This window comes from Nocardia jinanensis, from assembly GCF_014645735.1.
Classification (GTDB): domain Bacteria; phylum Actinomycetota; class Actinomycetes; order Mycobacteriales; family Mycobacteriaceae; genus Nocardia; species Nocardia jinanensis.
Genome location: NZ_BMMH01000001.1, coordinates 68,228 through 92,737 on the forward strand (window position 1 = coordinate 68,228; position 24,510 = coordinate 92,737).

At 67.5% G+C, this 24,510-nt stretch carries 23 protein-coding genes; 14 read left to right on the top strand and 9 right to left on the bottom strand.

Annotated features, from left to right (window positions below; translation table 11 throughout):
• Positions 1-6: 6 nt before the first annotated feature.
• Entirely contained in the window at positions 7-1,170 is a 1,164-nt protein-coding gene (locus IEY68_RS00320; protein ID WP_058857079.1) for an acyl-CoA dehydrogenase family protein, read from the top strand.
• Positions 1,167-2,015, top strand: a complete 849-nt coding sequence (locus tag IEY68_RS00325) for an HpcH/HpaI aldolase/citrate lyase family protein (protein ID WP_058857080.1) — start codon at positions 1,167-1,169, stop codon at positions 2,013-2,015. The genes IEY68_RS00320 and IEY68_RS00325 overlap by 4 nt, the downstream gene beginning before the upstream one ends.
• A gap of 62 nt (positions 2,016-2,077) precedes the next feature.
• Here IEY68_RS00325 and IEY68_RS00330 read toward each other — a convergent pair whose 3' ends face one another.
• The 4 genes from IEY68_RS00330 to IEY68_RS00345 form a co-directional block, all read right to left on the bottom strand.
• Complete coding sequence (locus tag IEY68_RS00330; protein WP_156426430.1) at positions 2,078-2,242, bottom strand: hypothetical protein; 165 nt, start codon at positions 2,240-2,242, stop codon at positions 2,078-2,080.
• Position 2,243: 1 nt separating this feature from the next.
• Entirely contained in the window at positions 2,244-3,710 is a 1,467-nt protein-coding gene (locus tag IEY68_RS00335; RefSeq protein WP_058857081.1) for an aldehyde dehydrogenase family protein, read from the bottom strand.
• Between the two features lie 128 nt (positions 3,711-3,838).
• Complete coding sequence (locus IEY68_RS00340) at positions 3,839-5,020, bottom strand: 4-hydroxybenzoate 3-monooxygenase (protein WP_058857082.1); 1,182 nt, start codon at positions 5,018-5,020, stop codon at positions 3,839-3,841.
• On the bottom strand, positions 5,017-6,258 hold the full coding sequence (locus tag IEY68_RS00345) for an MFS transporter (RefSeq protein WP_058857083.1): 1,242 nt from the start codon (positions 6,256-6,258) through the stop codon (positions 5,017-5,019). Before IEY68_RS00345 ends, IEY68_RS00340 begins: the two co-directional genes overlap by 4 nt.
• Before the next feature lie 125 nt (positions 6,259-6,383).
• Here IEY68_RS00345 and IEY68_RS00350 point away from each other — a divergent pair, with 125 nt between their 5' ends.
• Positions 6,384-7,292, top strand: a complete 909-nt coding sequence (locus IEY68_RS00350) for a LysR family transcriptional regulator (protein WP_058857084.1) — start codon at positions 6,384-6,386, stop codon at positions 7,290-7,292.
• A gap of 25 nt (positions 7,293-7,317) precedes the next feature.
• Here the strand turns inward: IEY68_RS00350 and IEY68_RS00355 are convergent, their stop codons facing one another.
• Complete coding sequence (locus IEY68_RS00355) at positions 7,318-7,974, bottom strand: CoA transferase subunit B (protein ID WP_058857085.1); 657 nt, start codon at positions 7,972-7,974, stop codon at positions 7,318-7,320.
• Entirely contained in the window at positions 7,971-8,717 is a 747-nt protein-coding gene (locus IEY68_RS00360) for a CoA transferase subunit A (RefSeq protein WP_058857106.1), read from the bottom strand. Before IEY68_RS00360 ends, IEY68_RS00355 begins: the two co-directional genes overlap by 4 nt.
• Before the next feature lie 152 nt (positions 8,718-8,869).
• Between IEY68_RS00360 and pcaH the strand changes: the two genes are divergently transcribed.
• The 6 genes from pcaH to IEY68_RS00390 are packed head-to-tail and all read left to right on the top strand — an operon-like array spanning position 8,870 to position 14,890.
• A complete protein-coding gene (gene pcaH, locus IEY68_RS00365; RefSeq protein ID WP_058857086.1) occupies positions 8,870-9,592 on the top strand; it encodes a protocatechuate 3,4-dioxygenase subunit beta in 723 nt (240 codons plus the stop codon).
• Entirely contained in the window at positions 9,585-10,211 is a 627-nt protein-coding gene (pcaG, locus tag IEY68_RS00370; RefSeq protein WP_058857087.1) for a protocatechuate 3,4-dioxygenase subunit alpha, read from the top strand. Before pcaH ends, pcaG begins: the two co-directional genes overlap by 8 nt.
• A gap of 8 nt (positions 10,212-10,219) precedes the next feature.
• A complete protein-coding gene (locus tag IEY68_RS00375; protein ID WP_058857088.1) occupies positions 10,220-11,569 on the top strand; it encodes a lyase family protein in 1,350 nt (449 codons plus the stop codon).
• 47 nt (positions 11,570-11,616) lie between these two features.
• Entirely contained in the window at positions 11,617-12,849 is a 1,233-nt protein-coding gene (gene pcaDC / locus IEY68_RS00380) for a bifunctional 3-oxoadipate enol-lactonase/4-carboxymuconolactone decarboxylase PcaDC (RefSeq protein ID WP_058857089.1), read from the top strand.
• Entirely contained in the window at positions 12,846-13,625 is a 780-nt protein-coding gene (locus IEY68_RS00385) for an IclR family transcriptional regulator domain-containing protein (RefSeq protein WP_058857090.1), read from the top strand. Before pcaDC ends, IEY68_RS00385 begins: the two co-directional genes overlap by 4 nt.
• 20 nt (positions 13,626-13,645) lie before the next feature.
• Complete coding sequence (locus tag IEY68_RS00390) at positions 13,646-14,890, top strand: acetyl-CoA C-acetyltransferase (protein WP_058857091.1); 1,245 nt, start codon at positions 13,646-13,648, stop codon at positions 14,888-14,890.
• Positions 14,891-14,970: 80 nt separating this feature from the next.
• Here IEY68_RS00390 and IEY68_RS00395 read toward each other — a convergent pair whose 3' ends face one another.
• Complete coding sequence (locus IEY68_RS00395) at positions 14,971-15,432, bottom strand: MarR family winged helix-turn-helix transcriptional regulator (RefSeq protein ID WP_058857092.1); 462 nt, start codon at positions 15,430-15,432, stop codon at positions 14,971-14,973.
• An 88-nt stretch (positions 15,433-15,520) separates the two neighbouring features.
• Between IEY68_RS00395 and IEY68_RS00400 the strand changes: the two genes are divergently transcribed.
• Positions 15,521-16,090 (top strand): YceI family protein, encoded by a 570-nt coding sequence (locus tag IEY68_RS00400; RefSeq protein ID WP_058857093.1) that lies wholly within the window; start codon positions 15,521-15,523, stop codon positions 16,088-16,090.
• A gap of 180 nt (positions 16,091-16,270) precedes the next feature.
• Here the strand turns inward: IEY68_RS00400 and IEY68_RS00405 are convergent, their stop codons facing one another.
• Complete coding sequence (locus IEY68_RS00405; protein ID WP_229718543.1) at positions 16,271-17,290, bottom strand: lipase family protein; 1,020 nt, start codon at positions 17,288-17,290, stop codon at positions 16,271-16,273.
• A 797-nt stretch (positions 17,291-18,087) separates the two neighbouring features.
• Here IEY68_RS00405 and IEY68_RS00410 point away from each other — a divergent pair.
• Complete coding sequence (locus tag IEY68_RS00410) at positions 18,088-19,494, top strand: lipase family protein (RefSeq protein WP_058857095.1); 1,407 nt, start codon at positions 18,088-18,090, stop codon at positions 19,492-19,494.
• Positions 19,495-19,853: 359 nt separating this feature from the next.
• Here the strand turns inward: IEY68_RS00410 and IEY68_RS00415 are convergent, their stop codons facing one another.
• Positions 19,854-20,540, bottom strand: a complete 687-nt coding sequence (locus tag IEY68_RS00415) for a DUF3159 domain-containing protein (protein WP_058857096.1) — start codon at positions 20,538-20,540, stop codon at positions 19,854-19,856.
• Between the two features lie 737 nt (positions 20,541-21,277).
• Between IEY68_RS00415 and IEY68_RS00420 the strand changes: the two genes are divergently transcribed.
• The 3 genes from IEY68_RS00420 to IEY68_RS00430 are packed head-to-tail and all read left to right on the top strand — an operon-like array spanning position 21,278 to position 24,484.
• The gene (locus IEY68_RS00420; RefSeq protein WP_058857098.1) at positions 21,278-22,561 is read left to right on the top strand and encodes an MFS transporter; all 1,284 of its coding nucleotides are present in this window, start codon (positions 21,278-21,280) and stop codon (positions 22,559-22,561) included.
• Between the two features lie 28 nt (positions 22,562-22,589).
• Positions 22,590-23,408 (top strand): ABC transporter ATP-binding protein, encoded by an 819-nt coding sequence (locus IEY68_RS00425; protein ID WP_082681683.1) that lies wholly within the window; start codon positions 22,590-22,592, stop codon positions 23,406-23,408.
• Positions 23,405-24,484, top strand: coding sequence for a FecCD family ABC transporter permease (locus IEY68_RS00430; protein ID WP_058857099.1), 1,080 nt, complete (start codon positions 23,405-23,407; stop codon positions 24,482-24,484). The genes IEY68_RS00425 and IEY68_RS00430 overlap by 4 nt, the downstream gene beginning before the upstream one ends.
• The last annotated feature ends 26 nt before the right edge of the window (positions 24,485-24,510 follow it).

Here is a 24,510-nt window from a genome sequence, read left to right on the forward strand (position 1 = left end):
AACAGTATGGATTTCACCTTCACCGAACAACAGCGCGATTTCCGGTCGACCCTGCGGGCCTTCGTCGACAAAGAGATCGTGCCCGTCGCGAGCGAATACGAACGATCGGGCCGCTATCCGACCGAGATAGTCGAGCACATGAAGAAGATGGGCCTCTTCGGGATCACCACTCCCGAGGAATACGGTGGCTCGGACCTCGACAAGGTGTCGTTCACCCTCGTCTACGAGGAACTCGCGCGCGGATGGATGGGCATCGCCGGAATCCTCGGCAGCCACAACCTGTCCTGCTGGATGGTCGCGCGCCACGGCACCGACGCCCAGAAACAGGAACTCCTGCCGAAACTGGCCGCCGGCACCTACCGGACCGGAGTCGGCCTGACCGAACCCGGCGCGGGTACCGACCTCCAGGGCATCCGCACGACAGCCCGGCGAGACGGCGACCACTACGTGGTGAACGGGACGAAGACCTGGATCACGAACGCCCGGCACGCGAATATCCTTCCGGTCCTGGTGAAAACGGATACCACCGCGACTCCTCCGCACAAGGGCATGAGCATCCTGCTGATCGATACCACCACCGCGGGCTTCGAAGTACAGCGTGATCTGGGCAAGCTCGGGTACAAGGGCACCGAGTCGTGCGAGATCGTCATGACCGATGTACGGGTGCCGGACAGCGCGCTGCTCGGCGGCGTCGAGGGCCGCGGCCTGCAACAGGCCCTGTCCGGGTTGGAGATCGGCCGGCTCAACATCGCCGGTCGCAGTGTCGGGATCGCGCAGGCCGCTTACGACGCGGCCCTCGGATACGCACGCGAACGCGAGGCATTCGGTCAGCCCATCGCCGGTTTCCAGGCCATCCAGCTCAAGATCGCCGATATCGCGACCCAACTGCAGGCCGCGCGTCTGATGACCTACTGGGCGGCATCGCGCGCCGACGGAGGCAACCGTGTCGATATGGAGGCAGGTATGGCCAAGACATTCGCCTCCGAAACGGCGATCATGGCGAGCCTGGAATCCATGCGTATCCACGGCGGGTACGGATACTCCACCGAATTCGTCGTGGAGCGGCTCTACCGCGACGCACCGCTGATGGCGATCGGTGAGGGCACCAACGACATCATGCGCACCGTGATCGCGAAAGCGCTCGTGGCGGGCCACGGAGTCATCGGATGACCGCGACCACCTATCTGTACGTGCCTGGTGACACCCCCGCACGTTTCGGCAAAGCACTCCGATCGGGTACCGACGCGGTCGTTCTCGATCTCGAGGACGCCGTGGTCGCCGCCCGGAAGGACGAGGCCCGGGAGCTGGTCGCCCGTTGGGTCGCCGCATGCGACCCGGCCGGAGTCGAACTGTGGGTCAGAGTGAACCCCGGGGAACTGGGCGAGCGCGATATCCGCGCGGTGGCCGCCCCGGAACTCACCGGTATCTGGCTTCCGAAGGTGGAATCCGCCCTGGAGGTCGAGGAGGCGGGTCGCGTCCTCGCCGACTGCGGAGCCGGCCACGCCCGGATATCGGCACTCGTGGAAACCGCCGCCGGACTACTGGCCCTGCCCGAGATCGCCCGCGCGGCCGGGATCCGTTTCCTGCAACTCGGTGAGGTGGATCTCGCCGCCGACCTGGGAATAGAAATCGACGACTCCGCCGAACAGTTGCTGTTCGCGCGTAGTCAGGTGGTGACGGTCAGCGCGGCGGCCGGAATCGAACCACCCGTCGCGGCGGTCTCGGTGAACTTCACGGACCCGACCACCTTCGAGGCCGAAACCCGTCGCCTGCGCCGGCTGGGCTTCGCGGGGCGTGCGTGTATCCACCCCAGGCAACTCGCGCCGGTCCGCGATGTGTTCACCCCGACACCCGCAGAGGTCGGCCACGCCGAGGACATCCTGCACCGCCTGGCCGCTGCCCCTTCGGGTGTGGGCGTCGATGCCCGGGGGCACCTCATCGACGAGGCCGTCGCGCGCTCCGCGCGCCGGACCGTGGCACGGGCGCCCCGACCTGGACCCGGCTCCGGTCCGTAGTCGGCTCGGGTCCGGGCGGATCCGTAGGCCACGGGCCACCTCCACTCGGGCCGAGCGGATGCTCAGAGATTCCGGGTTCGGACCGTCCAGGCGGGCCGGGTGCACAGACCGCAGGCCGCGCCGGCGAATTGCGCTCCGGCCGCGTCGTTGTCGTGGAGGGTGTAGTCGAACCAGTCGGTGAGGAAAAGCAACGTCGGGACTCCGATCTTGTCCAACTCCGCGCGCACCTCAGAACGGATACCGCTGGATCTCCGACTGGACGGTGACCCATTGGGTTTCGGTGAAGGTGTCGAGGTTGGCGCCGGGTCCGCCGAAGCGGCCCCCGACACCGGACGCCTTCAGGCCGCCGAACGGGATCGGCGCCTCGTCGTCCACGGTCTGATCGTTGACGTGCACGGCCCCGGCGTCGATCCGGTCGGCGAGTTCGAAGGCCCTGAACGCGTCGGCGGTGAGGATGCCCACCGAGAGACCGTATTCGGAGGCGTTGATGATCTCGACGGCTTCGTCGACCGTCTCGTAGGTCAGCACCGGCGCGACCGGTCCGAAGATCTCCTCGGTCCATGCCGGGCTGTCGATCGTGAGGTCGGTGAGTACGGTCGGACGGTAGTACAGATCCGTGTACTGCCCGCCCGCGGACACCGTCGCGCCCGCCTCGACGGCGGCGGTCACCAAGCCGTGGATGCGATCACGCTGGCGGACGTCGATGATCGGGCCCAGTGCGTTGGCGGGGTCGGTGGGGTCCCCGACCGAGAGGTTGTCGGCCTTGCGGACCAGAGCGGCGATGTAGTCGTCGGCGATCGAGGTGTGCACCAGATGCCGGCCGGTGGTCATGCAGATCTGGCCCTGGTGCAGGAACGACCCCCACGCACCGGCCGAGGCGGCCGCCTGGACATCCGCGTCCGGTAACACCAGCAACGCGTTGTTGCCGCCGAGCTCGAGGTGCACCTTCTTCAGCAGCGGGCCGGCCGCGGCGGCGATCTCCCGACCGGCGGCCGTCGACCCGGTGAACGAGAGGCACGGAATTCGCGGATGAGCCACCATCGCCGCCCCGAGTTCGCCACCGCCGGGCAGGACGTGCAGCAACCCGGCGGGCAGGCCCGCTTCCCGCAGGAGTTCGGCCAACGCCAGCCCGCCCGAAATCGGGGTGCGGGGATCCGGTTTGAGAATTACCGCGTTCCCTACGGCCAGAGCCGGGGCCACCGATCGCATCGAGAGAATGCCCGGGAAGTTGAAGGGTGAGATCACGCCCACCACGCCCACCGGTACCCGGCGGGCGACGGAGAATCGCGGTTTGCCCGAACGCAGGATCTCCCCGTACGGATGCGATGCGAGGGCCGCCGACTCCTGGAGCTCGCTGGTCACCAGTCCGACTTCGAATGCCGCCTTGCCCCGGCCCGAACCGGCCTCGGCAACCAGCCAGGATCCGAGCCGGTCCGGGTCCGCACCCAGCAGGTGCGCGGCCCGTAGCAATACCGCTACCCGCTGGTCATAGGTCCGCGCGGCCCATTCCCGTTGCGCGACGAGCGCGGAACGCACCGCCCGGTCCAGGTCCTCGGGACCGGCCGCGCCGACGGTGTCGATGGTCGCTCCGGTGGCCGGAGAGATCACCGGAAGCGTCCGCGAAACCGTGCGGAAGGCGCCGTCGAACAGCGCACCGTGCCAGGAAGTGAGGGCCGGGCCCGTGGTCGTGGTCATGGAGAACTCCTGAGTGCAGAGGTCGTGCCGGGATGAGGTCGCACCAGGGTAAGTATCCCGCCGCCGGCGCGACGGCAGTCCGAGCGAGCGAATCTCGTCACGGACTCCTCGCGTCGATCCGGTCGGCCCTACGCCGCCTGTTGCCAACCCGTATAGGCCTCCGCCAGATAGGCGGCGCCGTGCCGGGACCCGGTGACCAGTGCCAGTTCACCACGCTGACGCTCGATATCGAACGGGGAGGCCCCCTCGATCGCATGCAGCATCGTGGTCATCCAGTACGAGAAGTGCTGCGCCTTCCACACCCGGTCGAGGGCACGCTCGGTGTAATTGTCGAGCGCTCCTTCCCCGGCGCCGGCGAGGAAATCGGTGATCGCTTCGTGCAGTACTCGCACATCGGCGAAAGCGAGGTTCAACCCTTTCGCGCCGGTCGGCGGAACCGTATGGGCGGCGTCACCCGCGAGCAGTAGGCGGTCGTGGCGCATGGGCGCGGTGACGAAGGACCGGAACGGCAGCACCATCTTCGCGCTGATCGGCCCCTCCACGATTTCGAAACCGTTGCCGTTGACCCGGCGGCGCATCTCGGCCCAGATCCGGTCGTCGTCCCAGTTCTCGGGGCGCTCCCCGGGCGAGCACTGGAAATACATCCGCTGCATGGTGGGCGTGCGCTGACTGACCAGTGCGAATCCGTGTTCGGAATGCGCGTAGATCAGTTCCGGATGCGACGGCGGGGCCTCGGCGAGAAAACCGAACCAGGCGAATGGGTACTCACGGAACCATTCGCCGCGGGTACCCGCCGGGTAGGCCTTGCGGCAGATCGACCGCGAACCGTCGGCGCCGACCACCAGATCCGCTTCGATCCGGGCCGGGCGGCCGTCCGCGCCGGTGAACGATACGACGGGACGCTGCGACGAGATATCGACCGCGGTATCGGCCACTTCGTAGCGCACATCGCCCTGATCGGCCTCCCGGCGTGCGGCCAGGTCGACGAAGACATCGTTTTGCGGGTAGAGCCATACGGATTCGCCGACCAGCTCTTGGAAATCGATGCGGTGGTTGTCCCCGCCGAACCGGAACACGACGCCGTCGTGCCGGTCGCCGTCGCTGACCACACGGTCGGAGACACCGGTGTCCACCAGGGTGCGGACCGAGCCCGCTTCGAGGATGCCGGCGCGGATCGTGGTGGCGATATCGTGCCGGCTGCGGATATCGACGACGACCGAGTCGATTCCGGAGCGGTGCAGCAGATGCGAGAGCAACAGGCCCGCCGGGCCCGCCCCGACAATGGCTATCTGGGTCCGGGTGGTTGTCACGAGGCGTACTCCTTCACATCGTCGGATCCGGTCACAGATATTTCGGCCGGCGGGCTCGCCGTCCGGTCGATCAGCCGGGGCACCGTCGCCAGCGCGAGCAGCCCGATCCCGGCGACTACCGCGAAGAAGTAGAAGCCCCACGGATGGGCCGAGCCGGCGACGATGAGCGCGCCGGTGATAGTCGGTCCGAAGATGGCGCCCAGCCGGCCGACGGCGGAGGCGAGACCGAGAGCGGTGGCCCGGACCTCGGCGGGATAGGCCTGGGTAACGTAGGCGTAGACGAGCACCTGGGCCGAGAAGACGAAGATTCCGGTGACCAGGACCAGCGCGTTGAGCACGACCGTGCTGGAGACCTCGACACTCAGCAGCGCCAGCAATACCGCGGCGGCGGCGAACCATACCAGGATCGTCGGTTTGGTACCGCGACGGTCGGCGAGCGTCCCCGCGACCACCAGGCCGATGATCGCCCCGACGTTCAGTACCAGCAGCAGGGTAAGCGAGGTGGACATGTTGTACCCGGCATCGCGCATCAGCTTCGGCAGCCAGGTGTTCAGGCCGTAGACCAGCAGCAGACCCATGAACGACCCGACCCACACACCGAGCGTGGTGCGCAGATATCTGCGTTGCAACACGACCGTCGGGCCGATTCGTTCCGATTTCGCACGGGCCTGCAGGTAGGCGTCGGTTTCCGGCAGTTTGAACCAGACGAACGGCAGGAGCAGCAATCCGGCCACACCGCCGGCGTAGAACAGGATCTCCCAGCTCGGGATCAGCCAGAGCGCGAGCAGTGACGCGAGCACCGCACCGGCGTGGTAGCCGGTCATGGTGAAGGTGCTGGCGAACGCCCGGCGTGAGGCGGGCATATGTTCGGCCATGAAGGTGAGCGCTGTCGGCATACACGCACCGAGCCCGAGTCCGGCCAGCAATCGGAAGGCGCCGAATACGGCAACCGATCCGGCCCAGGGCACCGCGATCGTGAACACGGAGAACAACCCGATCGAGGCCAGCAGCACCGAGCGGCGGCCGTATCGGTCGGCCAGCGGTCCGACGCCCGCGGCGCCGATGGCCACACCGATCAGCGAAACGGTCGCGGCGAAGGTAGCGCTCGCGGCGGTGAATCCCACGTGGTTCTCATCGATGAGAGTGGGGATGACCGCGCCGAGGACGACGAGGTCGTACCCGTCCAGCAGCACGGTGAGCCAGCACAAGAGAGCCGGCCACGACAACAGTTTGTTCATGGTGACACGTTCATTTCTGATTTCCGGTCGTATACGCCGACACAGGACTGTGATGGCACTCACGCTAAAGTGGCGTCCATCAGAAATCCAATAGATGTTTTTTCGAAGTTGAATAGAGGAGATCTATGGCGTCCGATTTCGATCTGAACCTGGTACGCACATTCGTCCTGCTCTACGAGACGCGCAGCGTTACGGCCGCGGCCGATCTCCTCGGCGTCACCCAGCCGACCGTCAGCTACGGGCTCGGCAAATTGCGTAGGAGGCTCGACGACGAACTGTTCGTGCGCGGCCCCGGTGGCCTGCTGCCGACCTCCGAAGCCGAGCGACTGTACCCACCGCTGCGCGCGGCGCTCGCGAAGGTCACCGAAACACTCGGCGCCACCGCCGAATTCGACCCCAGCCGGCCCACCCGGTTCACCCTCGGGCTCTCCGATCTGGGCGAGGTGACGGTACTGCCGCTGGTTCTGGCGGAATTGGCGGCGCAGGCCCCGCGAGCCGGGCTGCGGGTACGGGCATTCGACCTCGAGAGCGCGGCTGATCAGCTGGCCCGCGGCGAAATGGACGCCATCGTGGCCAGCCCGGTACTCGACTCGCCGCGGCTGCGCCGGACTCCCCTGTTCACCGAGGGGTATGCCGGAATGGTCGCCGCCGACCACCCCCGCCTGCACACCGCCGCACCGGTCCAGGCCGATCTCGAACAGGAACGACACGTAGTGGTCGACGGCGGCACCGGCCATCTCGGGCCACGCAAGGCCCTGGTAGAACACCATCTGGAGAGCCGCATCGCGGTGCGCGTCACCCGGTTCGCGACGCTGCCCTATGTAGTGCAGGACAGCGAGCTGGTCGCCATCGTGCCCGAGCGGGTCGCCCGCGCCCTGGCCCGGACCCACTCCGTGCGGATCTTCCGGCTGCCCTGGCCGATCGAACCGGTCGAAGTGGCCGCCTACACGAGGCACGCACCCGAGCGCGGCGCCCCACAGCGCTGGTTCCTGGAAGTGATCCGGACGGCGATGGGCAACCTCCCCGCCCTGTAGCCCGGCAGTGACCGCACGCGCGTTCTCAGCCGGCACGTTCCAGCAATTCGGGCACGACCTCGATATCGGCGCCGGTCGCGGCCCGGACTTCCGCGACACTCACTCCGGGCGCGGTCTCCACGAGGACCAGCCCCGTGTCGGTGATATCCAGTACCGCCATATCGGTGATGATCCGATTCACGCAGCCCGTACCGGTCAGGGGCAGGGTGCACTCCGTGAGGATCTTCGGCTCCCCCGCACGGGAGACGTGGTCCATCATCACGATCACCCGGCGCGCCCCGTGCACCAGATCCATGGCCCCGCCCATACCCTTGACCATCTTTCCGGGAATCATCCAATTGGCCAGATCGCCCCGGGCGCTCACCTGCATCGCCCCCAGGACAGCGATATCGACCTGACCGCCGCGGATCATGCCGAACGACTGCGCGGAATCGAAGAACGAGGCGCCGGGCAGCACAGTGATGGTTTCCTTGCCCGCGTTGATCAACTCGGGATCGAGTTCGTCCTCGGTGGGATACGGGCCGACACCGAGGACCCCGTTCTCCGAATGCAGGACAACGGTGATGTCGTCGGGCAGATAGTTCGGTACCAGGGTGGGCATACCGATCCCGAGGTTGACATATTGGCCGTCGGCGAGTTCGGCGGCGACCCGGGCCGCCATCTGTTCGCGGGTCAGTGTCATGCGCGGACCGTCCTGTTCTCGATACCTACCTCGACCTTGCCGACGTGCAGCACCCGCTGGACCTGGATTCCGGGGGTATGCACTTCGTCGGGATCCAGCTCGCCCGGATCCACCAGATGTTCGACCTGAGCGATCGTGATCCGTCCCGCCGCCGCGGCGGGCGGGTTGAAGTTGCGGGCGCTGGCGCGATAGACGAGATTGCCGTGCCGATCACCCTTCCAGGCGTGGACCAGGGCGTAATCGGTGACGATGCCGCGCTCGAGGACATAGGTGATGCCGTCGAACTCCCGGGTCTCCTTCGGGGGGCTCGCCACCGCGATCCCCCCGGCGCCGTCGTATCGAAGCGGTAGCCCGCCCTCGGCCACCTGCGTACCGACGCCGGCGGGAGTGAAAAAAGCCGGGATACCGGCACCGCCGGCGCGCATCCGTTCGGCGAGAGTGCCCTGCGGGGTCAGTTCCACCTCGAGTTCACCGGACAGGTACTGACGGGCGAATTCCTCGTTCGCGCCGACATAGGAGCTGACCGTGCGGCGGATGCGGTGCGCCGCCAGGAGGACACCGAGGCCGAACCCGTTGGTGCCGCAATTGTTGCTGACGACTTCCAGATCGCCGGCACCCTGTTCGAGCAACGCGTTGATCAGCACTTCCGGGATGCCGACCAGCCCGAACCCGCCGACGGCGAGCGACGAGCCGTCGGGGATATCGGCGACCGCTTCAGCGGCTGTGGCAATGACTTTGTCCATCACGCGATCCACTGTAACCGCACATGTGCGTATTGTGAACCTACGTACGCATCGCGAACGGCGTAGTGGACACCCTTGTCCCGTACCCTCCGGCGTCCTATGCTGTTCGCATACCGATACAATGTCCACATTCCGAACACGAGGTCGTGCGCATGCTCCAACTGCCACCGCGGTACCGCGGTATCGACAAGAACGAGGAAGCTCCACTCGACTTCGCCGACTACCGCACCACCGCACTCCGCCACCCCAAGCAGCCGCTGGTACTGCTACCGCAGCGCCTCGGTGAGCTCACCGGACCGGTCCTGGGCGAAGACAGGGTTACCGCGGCGGACGCCGACCTCACTCTGGCCCGGGACGGCGAAGCGATCGGACAGCGGATCGTCGTACACGGGCGGGTCCTCGACAGCGAACACAAACCGGTACCGAACACGCTGGTCGAGATCTGGCAGGCCAACGCCGCTGGGCGCTACCGACACCAGGGCGACCAGTGGCCCGCTCCCCTCGACCCGCATTTCGACGGCGTGGGCCGTGCCCTCACCGACAGCGACGGTCATTATTCGTTCACGACCGTCAAGCCGGGCGTCTATCCGTGGCGTAACCACCACAACGCGTGGCGGCCCGCCCATATCCATTTCTCGCTGTTCGGGCGCGCCTTCACCCAGCGTCTGGTCACCCAGATGTACTTTCCGGACGACCCGATGTTCTTCCAGGACCCGATCTACAACGCAGTCCCCGACGGCGCCCGCCAGCGCATGGTCAGCGCGTTCGACTACACCGCCACCAAAGACAACTGGGCGCTGGGCTTCCGATTCGACATCGTGCTGCGCGGTCGCGACGCAACCCCCTTCGAGGAGGACGACGACCACGATGAATGACACCGAATTCGCACCCCGGTACCCCGGCACCCCCGGCGACTTCACCACCGCCGACTTCGGGCCGACCCCGTCGCAGACCGTCGGGCCCTTCCTCCACATCGGACTGCCTTGGCCGGACGGACCCGAAGTGGTCACTCCGGGAACCGAGGGATCGCTCACCGTCACTGTGACGGTGAGCGACGGTGCTCGCACTCCCGTCGCGGACGCTCTGGTAGAGGTCTGGCAAGCCAACACGGACGGCGTCTTCGAACATCCCGACGACCCACGCGCACAGACCGACCGGGCTTTCCGCGGGTTCGGCCGCTGCCCGGCCGACGCCTCGGGGACCGCCCGGTTCACCACGGTCAAGCCCGGCGCCAACCCGGCGGGTGACGGTGCGACCGAGGCACCGCATCTGAATGTGTCGATCTTCGCGCGGGGCATGCTCAACCGGCTCATCACCCGGCTCTACTTCCCCGACGAGCGATCCGCCAATGCCGCCGATCCGGTGCTGTGCGCACTACCGGAATCCCAGCGGCACAAGCTGATCGCCACCACCACCGATGAGGGCTACCACCTCGACATCGTGGTCCAGGACGCCGACCCGGACGGTGCCGAGACGCCGTTCTTCTACTTCTAGGAGCCCGCGTGCCGCGTGGAGAGCTGTTCGACCCGCTGTTCGGGGCCGCCGAACTCGGCGCTGTCCTGTCCGACCGCGCCTGGATCGCCGCTCTGATCGAGGTGGAATGCGCGCTGGCCCGAGCCCAGGCGACGGTAGGCGTACTCGACAGGCCATCCGCGGACGCCATCGACGCGACGGGACGGGACCTGGCCACCCGGCTCGACCCTCGGCGACTCGGCGCCGCGGCGGTCGCCGGTGGTAACCCGGTGATCCCGCTGGTCGGCGAACTTCGGGAAGCGTGCGCCGCGGCCGGAGTCCCGGCGGCCGCTGTCCACAAGGGCGCCACCAGTCAAGATATCCTCGACAACGCGCTGCTGCTGCTCGCGCAGCGAGCCGGGGCCGTGGCCATCGAGGAGCTACGTACCGGCGCGAATGCCGCCGCGGACCTGGCCCGGACTCATCGCGACACTCCCATGGCCGCCCGCACTCTGGGCCAGCAAGCCCTGCCCACCACTTTCGGCACGCTGGCGGCAGGCTGGTGCGTCGGCCTCGACCGAGCGGCCGGCGGAGTAACAGCGGCGCTGGCAGACCTGCCCGTGCAATTCGGCGGCGCCGCAGGAACTCTCGCGGCACTCTATCCACACGGACCCGCGGTGGCCGACGCACTGGCCGCGGAACTCGGACTGGCACTCCAGCGCATACCCTGGCACACCGACCGCACGCCGATCGCCGAACTCGCCACCGCCCTGGGCACCGCCGCCGGAGCGGTCGCCAAGATCGCCGCCGATATCGTCGTGCTGTCGGCCACCGAGATCGGTGAGGTCAGCGAGGGTACTCCCGGTGGTTCCTCGGCGATGCCGCACAAACGAAATCCGATCGCCGCGATCACCGCCCGCGCGGCCGCCCGCCGGGTACCCGGCCTGGTCGCGGACGCGCTCGGCGCGATGGATCACGAACTCCAGCGCGCCGCCGGCGCCTGGCATGCCGAATGGGAGACCGTGACCGATCTGCTGCGGCTCACCGGCGGAGCCGCCCATCGGCTGGCCCAGAGCCTGACCGGATTACAGGTCCATCCCGAGGCGATGTCGCGCAATCTCGCCGTCACCGGGGGTCTGCTACTGGCCGAACGGGTCACCGCGGCATTGTCCGAACACACCGACCGCGCACGCGAGATCGTCACCGCCGCCGCCACCGCGGAGCCCCCGGCCCTGGCCACCGACCCCACCATCATCGGATACCTGGGCACGGACCGGGTGCGCGAGCTACTCGATCCGGCCGGCTATCTGGGACACGCGGCCGAATTCGTGACCCGAGCCCTGGCGCAGCGCGGCGATGAGCGGAAACCGGACACTCCACCGGCCGACGGCCCACTGTGACAGGTACTTCCACCCAGCATTTCCCGGGATCGAACGGAGCAGGTGATATGGACGCAGACACGGTGGATTCGACTACGAGCGTCGAACTCTCCTATCAGGCCACCGGGCCCGCAACCGGCGCACCCACCGTCGTGCTGCTCGGGTCACTCGGTTCCCACAGATCGATGTGGGAACCGCAGGTGGCCGCACTGACCACCGGCCACGAGGTCGTCACCGTCGATCTGCGCGGTCACGGCGAATCCTCCGCTCCCACCGGTGATTACACGGTCGCCGAACTCGCCGCCGATGTACTGGCCCTGCTGGACCGCCTCGACCGGGATACGGTGCACCTGGTCGGGTTGTCGCTCGGCGGCGCGGTCGCCCAGCACATCGCGGCCTACACGCCGTCCCGGGTGCACACCCTGACTCTGTTGTGCACCGCCGCGAAGTTCGGCACCCCGCAAGGTTGGCTGGACCGGGCCGCCACAGTCCGCGCCGACGGTACCGCCGCCATCGCCGATGCCGTGGTAGACCGCTGGTTCACCGCCGGGCTGGCCGAACGCGACCCCGGCCTCATCGCCCGCAGCCGCGCTATGGTCGCGGCCACACCGGACGACGGCTACGCCGCCTGCTGCACCGCCCTCGCGCACTGGGACGGCCGGCCCGATCTCGCCCGCATCACCGCGCCCACGCTGGTGATCGCCGGCGCCCAGGACCCGGCCATCACCCCCGGCGATATGCGCAGCCTCGCCGACGGAATCGCGAATTCCGTTCTGCACGTGCTCGACCCGGCCGCTCATCTGGCCAGTATCGAACAAGCCGGACCGGTCTCGTCGCTGATCGCCGCGCACATCGCGAGCCGGCGCGAACGGAGCGCGGCCTTCGACCAGGGAATGCACGTCCGGCGGGCGGTCCTCGGCACCGCGCACGTCGACCGGGCAGTAGCCGGCACCACAGCGTTCACCGAGCCGTTCCAGGATTTCATCACCCGCACCGCCTGGGGCGATATCTGGAGCCGCCCCGGCCTGGACCGGCACACTCGGCGTCTGCTCACCCTGGCCGTGCTCACCGCCCTCGGCAATACGCACGAACTCGATATGCATATCCGCGCGGCACTGCGGGCCGGCGTCGCCCCGGACGAGATCGCGGAGGTCTTCCTGCATACGGCGGTCTACGCCGGTGTACCGAACAGTAACCTCGCTTTCGGGCTCGGCAAGGCGGCACTCGCCGAAGGCGTCGGGCCCCGCCCGGCCGACGACACCGCGGCCGACCCTACCGACGAGGAACCATATCGACCATGACCGAACCCTCACCGGATTACGTCCAATCATTGGGCCGCGGCCTGGCCGTAATCCGCGCCTTCGACGCCGGCCATCCCCGGCGGACGCTCAGTGATGTCGCCAAAGCCACCGAGCTGACCCGCGCGACCGCGCGCCGATTCCTGTTGACCCTGGTGGAACTCGGTTACGTCCGCACCGACGGTTCGCTGTTCTGGCTCACGCCCCGGGTCCTGGAACTCGGCTACAGCTATCTGTCCAGCCTGAGCCTGCCCGAAGTCGCGGGACCCCACCTGGAAACATTGGCCACCCAGGTGCGCGAATCGACTTCGGTGTCGATCCTCGACGGCGAGGACATCGTCTACGTCGCCCGTGTCCCGGTCAGCCGGATCATGACCGTATCGATCACTATCGGCACCCGCTTCCCGGCATTCGGCACGTCGATGGGCCGCGTCCTGCTGGCCGGGCTTTCCGAATCAGCGTTCGAGAAGTACCTGGCCGAGGTCACCCTGTCCCCGCTCACCGACCGCACCGTCCTCACCACCGATGAGCTCCGCGAACAGGTACGCAGGACTCATGACACCGGGTACTGCCTCGTGGACCAGGAACTCGAGGAGGGTCTGCGGTCGATCGCCGCGCCGATCCGCGACCACACCGGGACAGTATGTGCCGCGGTGAACATCTCCACCCACGCCGCCCGATACACGGCGGACAGCGTCCGCACCGACCTGCTGCCCCCGTTGCTGACCACCGCCGCCGCCATCGGCGCCGATCTCGCGCGGATCCACAACCGCGCCTGACACCGCACGAAGGAATTGCCATGCTCGACGCCGTCATCTGCGAACCCCTGCGCACACCGGTGGGCCGGTTCGGCGGAGTACTCGCAGCTATCGCGCCGGAAACCCTGGCCGCGACCCTGATCACCGAACTGCTCGATCGCACCGGCCTGTCCGCCGGGCAGATCGACGACGTCATCCTCGGCCAGGCCTCCCCCAACGGGGAGGCCCCGGCGATCGGCCGCGTCGCGGCGCTCGACGCCGGGCTCGGTGTGGAAGTCTCCGGTATGCAGGTGGACCGGCGCTGCGGATCAGGACTGCAAGCCGTGATCCAGGCCTGTATGCAGGTCGCCACCGGCGGCAGTGATCTGGTACTCGCGGGCGGTGCGGAATCCATGAGCCAGGCCGAGTTCTACGCCACCGGGATGCGTTGGGGGATCAAAGGCGACGGCGTCGCCCTGAGCGACCGGCTCGCCCGGGCGCGGGTCAGCGCCGGCGGAAAAAACTTCCCGGTACCGGGCGGAATGATCGAAACCGCCGAGAACCTACGCGCCGAGTACACCATCAGCCGAGCCGACCAGGACGCCCTCGCGGTGCAGTCGCATCGGCGCGCGGTCGCCGCGCAGCAGTCCGGCCGGTTCGCCGAAGAGATCGTCGGAGTCGCCGTACCCCAGCGCAGAGCCGATCCGATCGTGGTCGACACCGACGAACACCCCCGTGCCGACACCACGGTGGAAGCCCTCGGGCGCCTGCGCCCGATCCGCGGGAGTATCGACCCGGACGCCACCGTCACCGCCGGTAATGCCAGCGGCCAGAACGACGGGGCCGCACTCTGCGTCGTCACCACTGCCGATAGAGCCCGCGCTCTCGGACTCCGGCCCCTGGCCCGCCTCGCGTCCTGGGCAGTCGCCGGGGTGCCCCCGCGCACCATGGGCATCGGCCCCGTCCCGGCGAGCGAAAAAGCGCTGGCACGAATGGGTCTGACACTCGACGATATGTCGGTTATCGAGCTCAACGAGGCCTTCGCCGCACAAACCCTGGCCGTGCTGCGCGAGTGGAAGCTCGAGCCCGACGACGAGCGCCTCAACCCCAACGGTTCGGGAATCTCACTGGGACATCCGGTCGGCGCCACCGGGGCCCGTATCCTGGCCACCCTGCTCCGCGAGCTGGACCGCCGCGAGGGCCGTTTCGGCCTGGAAACCATGTGTATCGGCGGTGGACAGGGACTTGCCGCCGTTTTCGAACGCATCCCCGAGACCAGCGGCCGCGCACAAGCAATCGGCCGGTGACAACCTCCGTCCTCCGCTGAAGCTGCTACCCGGAACTCACCCGAAGCGCTGCGCCACACCCCGGGAATACCGGATTCCGTCTAGGCCGAATCGTCCAGTCGCTCGAGAATGCTGTCGGCGATCGATGCCAGCGCCTCCACCTGATCGTCGGTGAGCGCGTCGAATACCAGCTCACGGACGGTTTCGACATGCCTGGGCGCCGCCTGTTCGATGGCCGCGCGGCCCTGCGCGGTGAGCACGATGAAGGCGCCACGCGCATCGTCCGGGCAGTCCTCGCGGCACACCAGCCCGCGTCGCTGCATCCGGCCGAGATGATGGGACAGCCGGCTCTTCTCCCATTGCAGGGCCTGCCCCAGCTCGCCCACGCGCATCCGAGGCTCCGGCTGATCGGTGAGTTGGACCAGGACGTCGAAATCGGACAGCGAGAGTCCCGAGTCGTTCTGCAGTTGCCGGTGCAGGCGGGCGACCAACTGGGTGTGCATCCTCAGATACCCCCGCCAAGCGCCGTGCTCCCGCTCATCCAGCCATCGCGTCTCGGTCATATGACCAGGCTAGCGCATTAGTTGACATATCATCAACCTCGGCGCACCATCTGGGTGATACATCAACTACCGACTTGGGAGGACCGCGATGACGACCGCGACGAATGTGCAGGAATTGACCGGGACCTACGTACTCGACCCGGCACACACCCGAGTTGGTTTCGTCACCAGGCATGCGATGGTGACGAAGGTGCGCGGGGCGTTCAACGAGTTCACCGGCAGTGCCTACTTCGACAGCGAGAACCCGGCCAACTCATCGGGCGAGGTGACGATCCAGGCGGGCAGTATCGACACCCGCAATGCCGATCGCGACAAGCATCTGCGCAGTCTCGATTTCCTGGGACTGGAGGAGCATCCGGAGATCACCTTCCGCTCGACCGCGATCACCCCGACCGGCCCGGACACCTTCGATGTCACCGGTGACCTCACCATCAAGGGAATCACCCGGTCCGTGACGGTCCCGTTCACGTTCGAGGGCCAGGCCGACGACCCGTTCGGTAACACCCGGGTCGGCTTCGAAGGGTCGGCCACGATCAACCGCAAAGATTTCGGGATCACCTGGAACGCCGCGCTGGAGACCGGTGGCGTATTGGTCGCCGACAAGGTCGTCCTGGAATTCGAGGTCTCGGCGATCAAGGACACCGGGAACCAGGACTGAGCCTCGGGAGGTGCCGCGGCGCGCGGAGGCGATCACCTCCCGTGCGGCCGTGTTTCGCCTGCCTTGCCGGGGTGGGCGGCAGGGTTTCCAGCGACCACCCCGCCGGACCGTCCCAGCGGACGAGCCGGCGAGGTGGGCGCGTTACGGTGTCAACCTATTCGTGCACGCACTGGTGTGGCCTCAGCATTCGCTCGGTGCCGGTTCGCCCCGCAACCTCGCCAGGATCCAGTTGTCGAGCTCAGGAGCGCCGGTGGCGTAGCCGATCAAATGTTCGCCGGGCACGACGCGGAAGACGGCCGGAACACCGCGGCTACATTGCTGCCGGTACGTACGCTCGGCGTCCTCGAGTGGAATCCAGGGATCGTGTGCTCCGTGGTAGATATACAGCGGCACAGCTGATCTCCGGTCGGCCAAGCCCAATGTCTCGAACGTCTTCTCGGCGATCGGGCTGTCGAGCGGGTTACCGATATTCGCCACGACGTCCATCGGGAATCCGACCACGCCGAGCGGCCCGCTGGCATCGCCGCAGATCTCCTTCACCGGCGATGATGCCACCCACTGCGCCAGATTGTTCATGTACTGCAGCAACTCGGGATGCTCGCGTGCCACCGCCAGTGCCACCGTCAGAAGGATTCCGGAGGAGATGTTGCCGTTGAACCGGTGGGCGACGTTCCTGTTATCGGTGACCACTCCGCCCGAGGCCACCCCTACAACGACATCGGCCAACTCCGGCGCGTACTCGTGCAGCAGCATCGCCGTCGCGTAGGCGGCGATCCCGCCACCCGAGTAACCGCTGACCACGAAACGACTGTCGTGGAAGGTGTTCGTCTCCACGGCCCGCGTAGCGCGAATCGAATCGAGCATCACCTGCCCGGCGACATTCGGCTCGGCATACGCCATCAGCGGGCCCTCATGGTCGGGAAGAAGGACAGCGTGCCCCTGACCGAGGGCCCACCATACGGATGGCAGAAACACCGTGAGATCGGTATTGGGCTTTTCGAGTATGCCGTGCGACATCTGAAACCCTGGGGTGCAGTGTGCCCCGAGGGAGTTGATCGGGAGCGCGTTCACCTCCACCGGCCGAGGCCCCGGTCCGGTCCACGGGGCCGCCGGGGTGATCAAGGTCGCGGTTCCGAACGACGGCGCACCCGATGCCGAGGTAGACCGGAATTTCAGCAGCAGCGCACGCTGAATCGGCACCGCCGCCAGTGTCGCTGCTGTTGCTGTCACGTCCCGTGTTTCGAGCAACTGGCCGGGACTCGCCCCGGCGAGGTCGTCGGGCCAGGTATCGAATATCGGATCCCCGGTCGGAGACGGCAATATCGCTTGCCACAATGCCGCTTGCCGGTCATCGGCGGGTCGCTGCGGTGCGGGAGGTGTCGGCGACGAAGGAGCCAACTGCGGCGCCGGTATGGTGTTGTCGATCCATTCCTGCAAGGGAGAAGAGCCCGGGGGTCCCGGCGCGGGGGGCGGGGGCGGTTCCGCCCTGGCGGATTGTCCACCGAGCAGCGTCATAGAAGCGACGAGCACGGTAGCTACAAGTGCTGGAAGAGCTTTCACACGAGCAAAGAGTAGCCACCGGCATCGAGCCGACCCACTCTGGCGGTCGGCATTTGTCATCAGCCGGAGAAGATGACGGTTCGGACTGTGACACATCCCCATACGGCCACCTGAACCGCGGCCGAGAAGGGTCTCGTATCTGTAGACGCGGCGACCGGACGGGACCGAGGGATGACCGCAACATCGGCGGCGGCTCCGACGAGTCGGCGCCGGTGCTGCCGAAGCGACGACGGTGATCATCGAGGGCAACAACCTGAGCGCTGGGTTATCTCGAATCGGCAGCAAGTCGGCTCGATCTCGTGACGTAACGCGGCAACCGACTCCCGGTCACGTACTCTGAGCCCCTGGCCCCGATATCACAGGGGACGTTTCGGGGATAAAGACCCGCATTTCCTCGGGTGCCAGATATATCGACGTCGCACCCAGGGGTGTGTGCCATGAGATGTCTGCGTGCCGGCGCTCTCGCGTTGCTCGTCATCGTGCCGTTGCTCACCGGTCAGGCTGCCGCCCAGCCGCCCGGCCTCCCGTTCCCCGGACTGCCGGTATTTCCACCGCCCGCAGCCGCGAACGGCGCTGTCCTGCCCGATATTCAGCAGTGGATCGACCGGGTGATTCCGCCGCCGCCGATCGCGCCGGTGCCCCAACCGGTGCCGATGGAGGAGACGGACGGTATGACGCCGGGGCTCGCGGCGCTGCGCCAGGCGGTGCTGCCGGCGCCGGTCGGCGACCCGATGTTCGATGTGTGGCCGGCCGATCTCGCCGACTTCGCCCCGGGTGCGGTGATCGAGGTCCGCGACATCACAGCCTCGGCCGCGCCGCTGGTCGTGCTGCCGATCCGGCAGGCGCTGCTGTTCAAATTCCGGACCACCGACGCGCACGATCGCCCTTCCTTCGCCACGGCCACGCTGGTGATTCCGGCGACCGCCTCGCCGGTGCCCGGAGCGCGGCCGGTGGTGGTCAACAACCTCCCGATCGACGCTCTCGGCCGACACTGCACGCCGGGTTACACATTGGCGCACGGCTTCTCGTCCGACAGCGCGTTCACCGACTTCGTGCCGCCCACCACCCACCTGGCGGTGCTGCGTGGCTACGCAGTGCTCATTCCGGATCACGAGGGCCCGCTGATGGCCTACGCCGAGCCCTACGTCGCGGGCCACGCGGTACTCGATGCGGTACGCGCGGTACGCGGCTGGCGGGCGGACGAGTTCGGCGCGAGCAAGTTCGCGATGACCGGCTATTCCGGCGGCGCGATCGCCACGCACGGCGCGGTGAAACTGATCGAGAGTTATGCGCCCGATCTCGCACCGGCGCTGGTCGGTGCGGCGCTCGGCGGGGTGCCCGCCGACTACGAGATCTTGGCCCGCAGCATGAACGGCAATCTGGCCTCGGCCGTGTTCATGGCGGCCGTCTTCGGTATCGCGCGCGAACGGCCCGAGATCCTGGCCCGGATGAACAACCTCGCACAGTGGGTGGCCACCTCGCCGATGAAAGACCAGTGCGTGCGCGTTTTCGCGCTGCCCGGCGTGCTGCTGCTACCGATCGATATCGCCGCGAATATCGCCGACCCACTGCAATCGACACTGGCACGCGATATCTACGAGGTGACCCGGATGGCGGGACTCGCGTCCGCGACGCCGCTCTACATCTACAACGGTGAACAAGAGTTCTGGATCCCGGCCGCCGGCGCGCGCAACCTCTATAGCGAGCAGTGCTCACTCGGCGTCACCGCGGTCTACCGCAGTGTGCTCGGCGAACACGTCATCGCGGCGGGACTCGGCTACCCCGAGGCTGTGATCTGGCTGGACGAACGCCTGCGCGGCATTCCCGCGGAAAGCGAATGCTGAAGACGCGCCCTGCGATTGCGAACAGTCTTGTGTCCTGGGCGGTGCCCTCGAAGCCGGTGCGGTCCTGCCGGCTCGCGTCGAACGATGCGGTCTCGGCTCGCCACCTACGCCATTTTGACCAATATTCTCGATGCCCACTTATGGGTACCGCCAGTGGAGTACTCCACCGGCGCCGGCAAGGGAAAAACCCGTAACGAAGCTCCCAGGGCCGGAAACGGTTCGTGTGGCCATGATTTCGGCATACCTTTGTGAGTAGTGCGCAATCGCCCTGGCAGCCCCTCGAAGCCGGTCCGGTCGGTCCACCGGCTTGCCCTGATTTCTGGTTGTCGCGCGTAGGCACGAGTTGACCGAGGAATACGTCACTCCTGCTTCACCAGGCGCTGGGTGCTGCGCCGGAATGCCCAGAAAACGACCAGCGCGGCCAATACGGTCAGCGGAGTACCCATGGCGATACGCGCGGCACCCAGCCCGCCGGTGCTGTCGGCGAGATAGAGCCACTGCTGGATCGCGAAGCGGGATCCGAACACCACCGCCGCGGCGAATGTCGCGATGTCATGTGCGCGTAGTACCGCGGGATCGGCCCGCCAGAGGTGGGCGCCACCGTGCAGAGCGTTCCAGACGACTCCGGTAAGGGGCCGGCGAGCCAGCACGGATCCGAAGGTGACGACGAATCCGGCGAGCGAAGCCCAGATTCCGATCAGGAAGAAGTCTTTCGCCGACCCGGTCCAGGCGACGATGGCGGCGGTGACGGCGACGCCGAGAAGACTGCCGACCGCGGCGCTGAGGCGTTCACCGCGAAGTCGCCGGAAGACGGTGAGTCCGAGTCCGAGTGCGATCGAGATCGCGAGGGTGAGCGCAAGCGGCAGAAAGGCGTTGGCGGTCACGAAGACGACGACCGGGATAGTGGAGTAGACGAAACCCAGGGGTCCGCCCATCTGGTCGAGCAGGTTCGGCCGGTTCCCGCCGGTCTCCGGCGGGGCGACCGGGTCTGTCGGGATGGCGTTCTCGCTCGGATCGGCGTGCTGATCTCGGCCGGTCGTGGTCATGGCGGTCCTTCCAGCCGTAGGCGAACACGTAGTGGAGGGATGCCCTGCGGTGGGGGCGCAGCCAACCTTTCGGTGGGATATGTCACCTGCAGTGTGGAGCACTGCCGGCGCCGGTCCGCCGCCGGCGGACCGATCGGGACCGCGCCGAGTGCGGATTCATCCGGTGGTCGATCCCGTAGATCACGCCGGAACCACCGCCGAACTCGGTTGTGTAGTTCGGCCAGTCGCTCACGACGGTAGTTGCGTGGCCGACCACCCCGGTCCCGTTGTCGACATCGGAGTGGGTCCAGAACCGGAGCGATCTACACCAGCTGGCCAGGCCGCCGCCGACCGGCGCGGAACGAAGCGAGTAGTGCGTTCCAACAGTCACGTGGGCACACCGGACCGTGCCGGCCTCTCCCGTTGCCGAGAGAACCCCCCGCACGACGCCGTCGCGAGCTGAGCACGCCAGACTCGATCCGTCTCGATCCGTTTCGACTCGACCGAGCATCCTCGTTCTCCACCGGCGACCGGAGAGCCGCGCGTTGGCCGAATTAAATGCAAACGGTTATCATTCTCCTCTCAGTGAGAGGGTGTGCTGTGAGAATCCATTCGGCCGGACCGGTATCGAGCGCCGTAACAGGTGACTTCGGGGCGCGGCCCGCAGATGGACACACCTCATCCGAGGCACGGGCGCCCCACCGAGCGCCGGGTCTCGGTCTCCGGCTCGGTATTTCGCCCCCGTCCGGGAGCGATCGGTGAGCAGTCCCGGTTCATTCGGAACCTTTCCACTGTCCGTGCGACTGCTGCTGATCAATCATCTGCTCGGAAATATCGGCTTCTACATGCTGATTCCCTTCCTGGCCGACTATCTGCTCAGCGATCTCGCGCTCTCGGCGGCCGTGATCGGGGTAGTACTCGGCGTCCGCAATCTCAGCCAGCAGGGCCTTTTCCTGGTGGGCGGAACGGCCTCGGACAGGCTCGGCGCACGTGGTGTCATCATCGCCGGGGCCGCGATCCGGGCGGCCGGGTTCGCGATGTTTGCGGTCGGTGGTTCGCTGCCGGTGGTGCTGCTCGGCTCCGTACTCACCGGGTTCGCCGGAGCGCTGTTCAATCCGGCCGTTCGCGCATACATCGCCCGCGCCGGCGGCGATCGATCGGCACATGCTTTCGCCCTGTTCAACGTGATGGGAAATACCGGCTCGGCGATCGGGCCGCTGATCGGAACGCTTTTGCTGGGTGCGGGTTTCCGGCTCACCGCGGTCGCCGCGGCCGCAGTGTTCGCGGCACTGACCGTCGCCCAGTTGATATTGCTACCCGCGTCTACCGTTGCGGCCCGGCACACCACGCTCGGCGCGGATCTCGTGCGGGTGTTCACCGATCTCCGCTTCTGGGGTTTCGCCGTAGCCCTCATGGGAATGTTCGCGTTGCAGAGCCAGATCTACTTCCTGTTCACCCTGCAGGTACAGCAACTGGCCGGGCCGGCGGCGGTGGCTGCGCTGTTCCTCGTGGAGACGGTCGCCGTGGTCGCGTGCCAGGTGCCGATCACCCGTGCCCTGAGCATTCGGCCGGACCGCGGCCCGGCGATGGCGGCCGGGATGGCGCTGCTGGGCGCCGCGTTCCTGCTGCCTCCGTCGGCCGCGCTCTACCCGGCACCCAGCGGCGCGGGACCGCTCGCGCTCACGATCCGCCTGCTACCGGTCCTGGCGGGCGCGGTCGTACTCGCGATCGGTGTCGCAATGGTCCAGCCCTTCGTCAACGAGGCCATCCCCCGCTTCGCCGGAGACGCGCTCACCGGCAGCTACTTCGGCGCTTTCTACCTGGCCTCTGGGGTTTTCACCGTGAGCACCACCGCTGGACTCGGCGCATTGGTCGACCGATCCGGCAGCCCCTTCGCGTGGCCGCCGGCCCTCTGCTGCACAGCCGTCGGCGTCCTGTCGGCCCTCGGAATTCTCGTCCTGCGCGGGCGCGGAATCCTGCCCGCCGCCGGGACACCACTGCCTCGGCAAACGCCCACGACGAAAGGCGGAACTCACCGATGACAAGCACGACCACCGTGGCGGTCCCACAATGATCAACGCCTCGGGTATCGCCTTCTCCTACGCCGGCGCGCCCGTCCTCGACGATATCGACCTGGTCGTCGAACAGGGCACCACCGTCGGACTCATCGGTCCGAACGGCTCGGGCAAATCGACCCTGCTCCGGACGATATACCGCTCGCTGCGCCCGCATTCCGGTGTCGTCGCCATCGACGATATCCCGGTCCGGACACTGCGCGGCAGATCTCTGGCCGCCCGCCTCGCGGTGGTCGGGCAGGAAGCGCCCGCGGAGACACCGGCCACTGTGACCGACACGGTTCTGCTGGGCCGGGCTCCGTGGACCCATTCTCTACGGGGCTATTCCCGCGGTGACCGAATCGCCGCGGCGGCGGCACTCGAGCACGTCGGCGCCCGGCATCTGGCCGACCGGCCCGTCACGCAACTGTCCGGCGGCGAGCGCCAACGGGTACTGATCGCGCGCGCGCTCGCCCAGCGAGCCGACCATTTACTACTGGATGAACCCACCAACCATCTGGACATCGGATATCAGCACGAACTACTCGGCTTGGTCCGTGCATTGGCGGCCACCACTCTGATCGTGCTGCACGACCTCAATCTCGCCGCACGCTACTGCGACGCACTCGTCCTGCTGCACCGCGGCCGGATCGCCGCCGCAGGCCCGGTCGATCGAGTGCTGACACCGGAGGTCATCGAACCGGTCTACGGGGTCCGAGTACACCGCACCACCGCGTTCGGCGAGACACAACTGCTGTTCGGACCACGAGATCGGCTACCCGCCACGAAACCGGCCGACCGGAACGGGGTCCGAGAAGAGGCGGCAACCCGATGACCACCACCCGACCGGCCGACGAGCCCGTCGACGACCTCGACCACGCACGCGATCGCGCCCGAATGCTGTGGTGGCTCAGCGGCTTCGGCGTCGCGCTGGTGCTGGTGCTCCTGCTGGCCACCGGTCTCGGCCCCGTATCGGTGCCACCGCTCACGGTGGCGCGCATCATCGGCCACCACACCGCCGGTATACCCGCGACCGCGGACTGGAGCACCGCCCAGGACTCGATCGTGTGGCTGGTGCGCGTCCCACGGGTACTCCTCGGCGCCCTGGTCGGTGCGGCCCTCGCGGTCGCGGGGGCTGTCTTGCAGACCCTGGTCCGTAACGTGCTCGCCGACCCGCATATCCTCGGCGTCACCTCCGGCGCCTCCACCGGAGCAGCGGTCTCGCTGCTCTTCGGTGGATCCGTCGCCGCCGGAGCACTCGCGGCCAGCGCGTTCACCGGGGCGGCGGTCGCGACCGCGCTCCTGTTCGCGATCGCCCACCTCAACGGACAGATGACCTCGCTGCGACTGCTGCTGGGCGGTGTCACCATCGGCTACCTCTTCTCCGCGGCGACCAGCTTCCTCATCTTCGCCTCCGATGATCAGGAGGGCGCGCGCACCGTTCTGTTCTGGTTGCTCGGCTCGCTCGGCTCGGCGGCCTGGTCGTCGGTCGCGACGACCACCGCGGTCACCGTGGCGGCGATCGCGGCTCTCGTACTACTGGCCACACGGTTGGACATGCTCGCGGCCGGTGACGACACAGCTCGCGCACTCGGCCTGTCACCCGGACGACTACGAATGATCGTCCTCGCGATCGTCGCCCTGGCGATCGGCGGTGTCGTCGCCGTCGCGGGGGCGATCGGATTCGTGGGTCTCATCGTCCCGCACGTCGCCCGGTTGTGCGTCGGCGCCGGACACCGGCGCTTGCTGCCGCTATCGGCCCTGCTCGGCGCACTGTTCCTGGTGGTCGCCGATGTGGTGGCCCGGCTCGCCTTCGCACCGCGTGAACTACCGCTGGGCATCGTCACCGCGGTGGTCGGCGCACCACTACTTCTCGTACTGGTTCGCCGGTTCCAGCAGTCCCCGCACTGAGTTCTCCCCCGAAAGGAAACCCACGA

Coding starts and splice junctions, on each gene's coding strand:
- IEY68_RS00395 (WP_058857092.1), bottom strand. CDS start 15,432: ATGACCGAGACGCGATGGCTGGATGAGCGGGAGCACGGCGCTTGGCGG.
- IEY68_RS00325 (WP_058857080.1), top strand. CDS start 1,167: ATGACCGCGACCACCTATCTGTACGTGCCTGGTGACACCCCCGCACGT.
- IEY68_RS00350 (WP_058857084.1), top strand. CDS start 6,384: ATGGCGTCCGATTTCGATCTGAACCTGGTACGCACATTCGTCCTGCTC.
- IEY68_RS00410 (WP_058857095.1), top strand. CDS start 18,088: ATGAGATGTCTGCGTGCCGGCGCTCTCGCGTTGCTCGTCATCGTGCCG.
- IEY68_RS00360 (WP_058857106.1), bottom strand. CDS start 8,717: ATGGACAAAGTCATTGCCACAGCCGCTGAAGCGGTCGCCGATATCCCC.
- IEY68_RS00400 (WP_058857093.1), top strand. CDS start 15,521: ATGACGACCGCGACGAATGTGCAGGAATTGACCGGGACCTACGTACTC.
- IEY68_RS00345 (WP_058857083.1), bottom strand. CDS start 6,258: ATGAACAAACTGTTGTCGTGGCCGGCTCTCTTGTGCTGGCTCACCGTG.
- IEY68_RS00355 (WP_058857085.1), bottom strand. CDS start 7,974: ATGACACTGACCCGCGAACAGATGGCGGCCCGGGTCGCCGCCGAACTC.
- IEY68_RS00335 (WP_058857081.1), bottom strand. CDS start 3,710: ATGACCACGACCACGGGCCCGGCCCTCACTTCCTGGCACGGTGCGCTG.
- IEY68_RS00430 (WP_058857099.1), top strand. CDS start 23,405: ATGACCACCACCCGACCGGCCGACGAGCCCGTCGACGACCTCGACCAC.
- IEY68_RS00390 (WP_058857091.1), top strand. CDS start 13,646: ATGCTCGACGCCGTCATCTGCGAACCCCTGCGCACACCGGTGGGCCGG.
- IEY68_RS00320 (WP_058857079.1), top strand. CDS start 7: ATGGATTTCACCTTCACCGAACAACAGCGCGATTTCCGGTCGACCCTG.
- pcaG (WP_058857087.1), top strand. CDS start 9,585: ATGAATGACACCGAATTCGCACCCCGGTACCCCGGCACCCCCGGCGAC.
- IEY68_RS00415 (WP_058857096.1), bottom strand. CDS start 20,540: ATGACCACGACCGGCCGAGATCAGCACGCCGATCCGAGCGAGAACGCC.
- pcaDC (WP_058857089.1), top strand. CDS start 11,617: ATGGACGCAGACACGGTGGATTCGACTACGAGCGTCGAACTCTCCTAT.
- IEY68_RS00425 (WP_082681683.1), top strand. CDS start 22,590: ATGATCAACGCCTCGGGTATCGCCTTCTCCTACGCCGGCGCGCCCGTC.
- IEY68_RS00385 (WP_058857090.1), top strand. CDS start 12,846: ATGACCGAACCCTCACCGGATTACGTCCAATCATTGGGCCGCGGCCTG.
- pcaH (WP_058857086.1), top strand. CDS start 8,870: ATGCTCCAACTGCCACCGCGGTACCGCGGTATCGACAAGAACGAGGAA.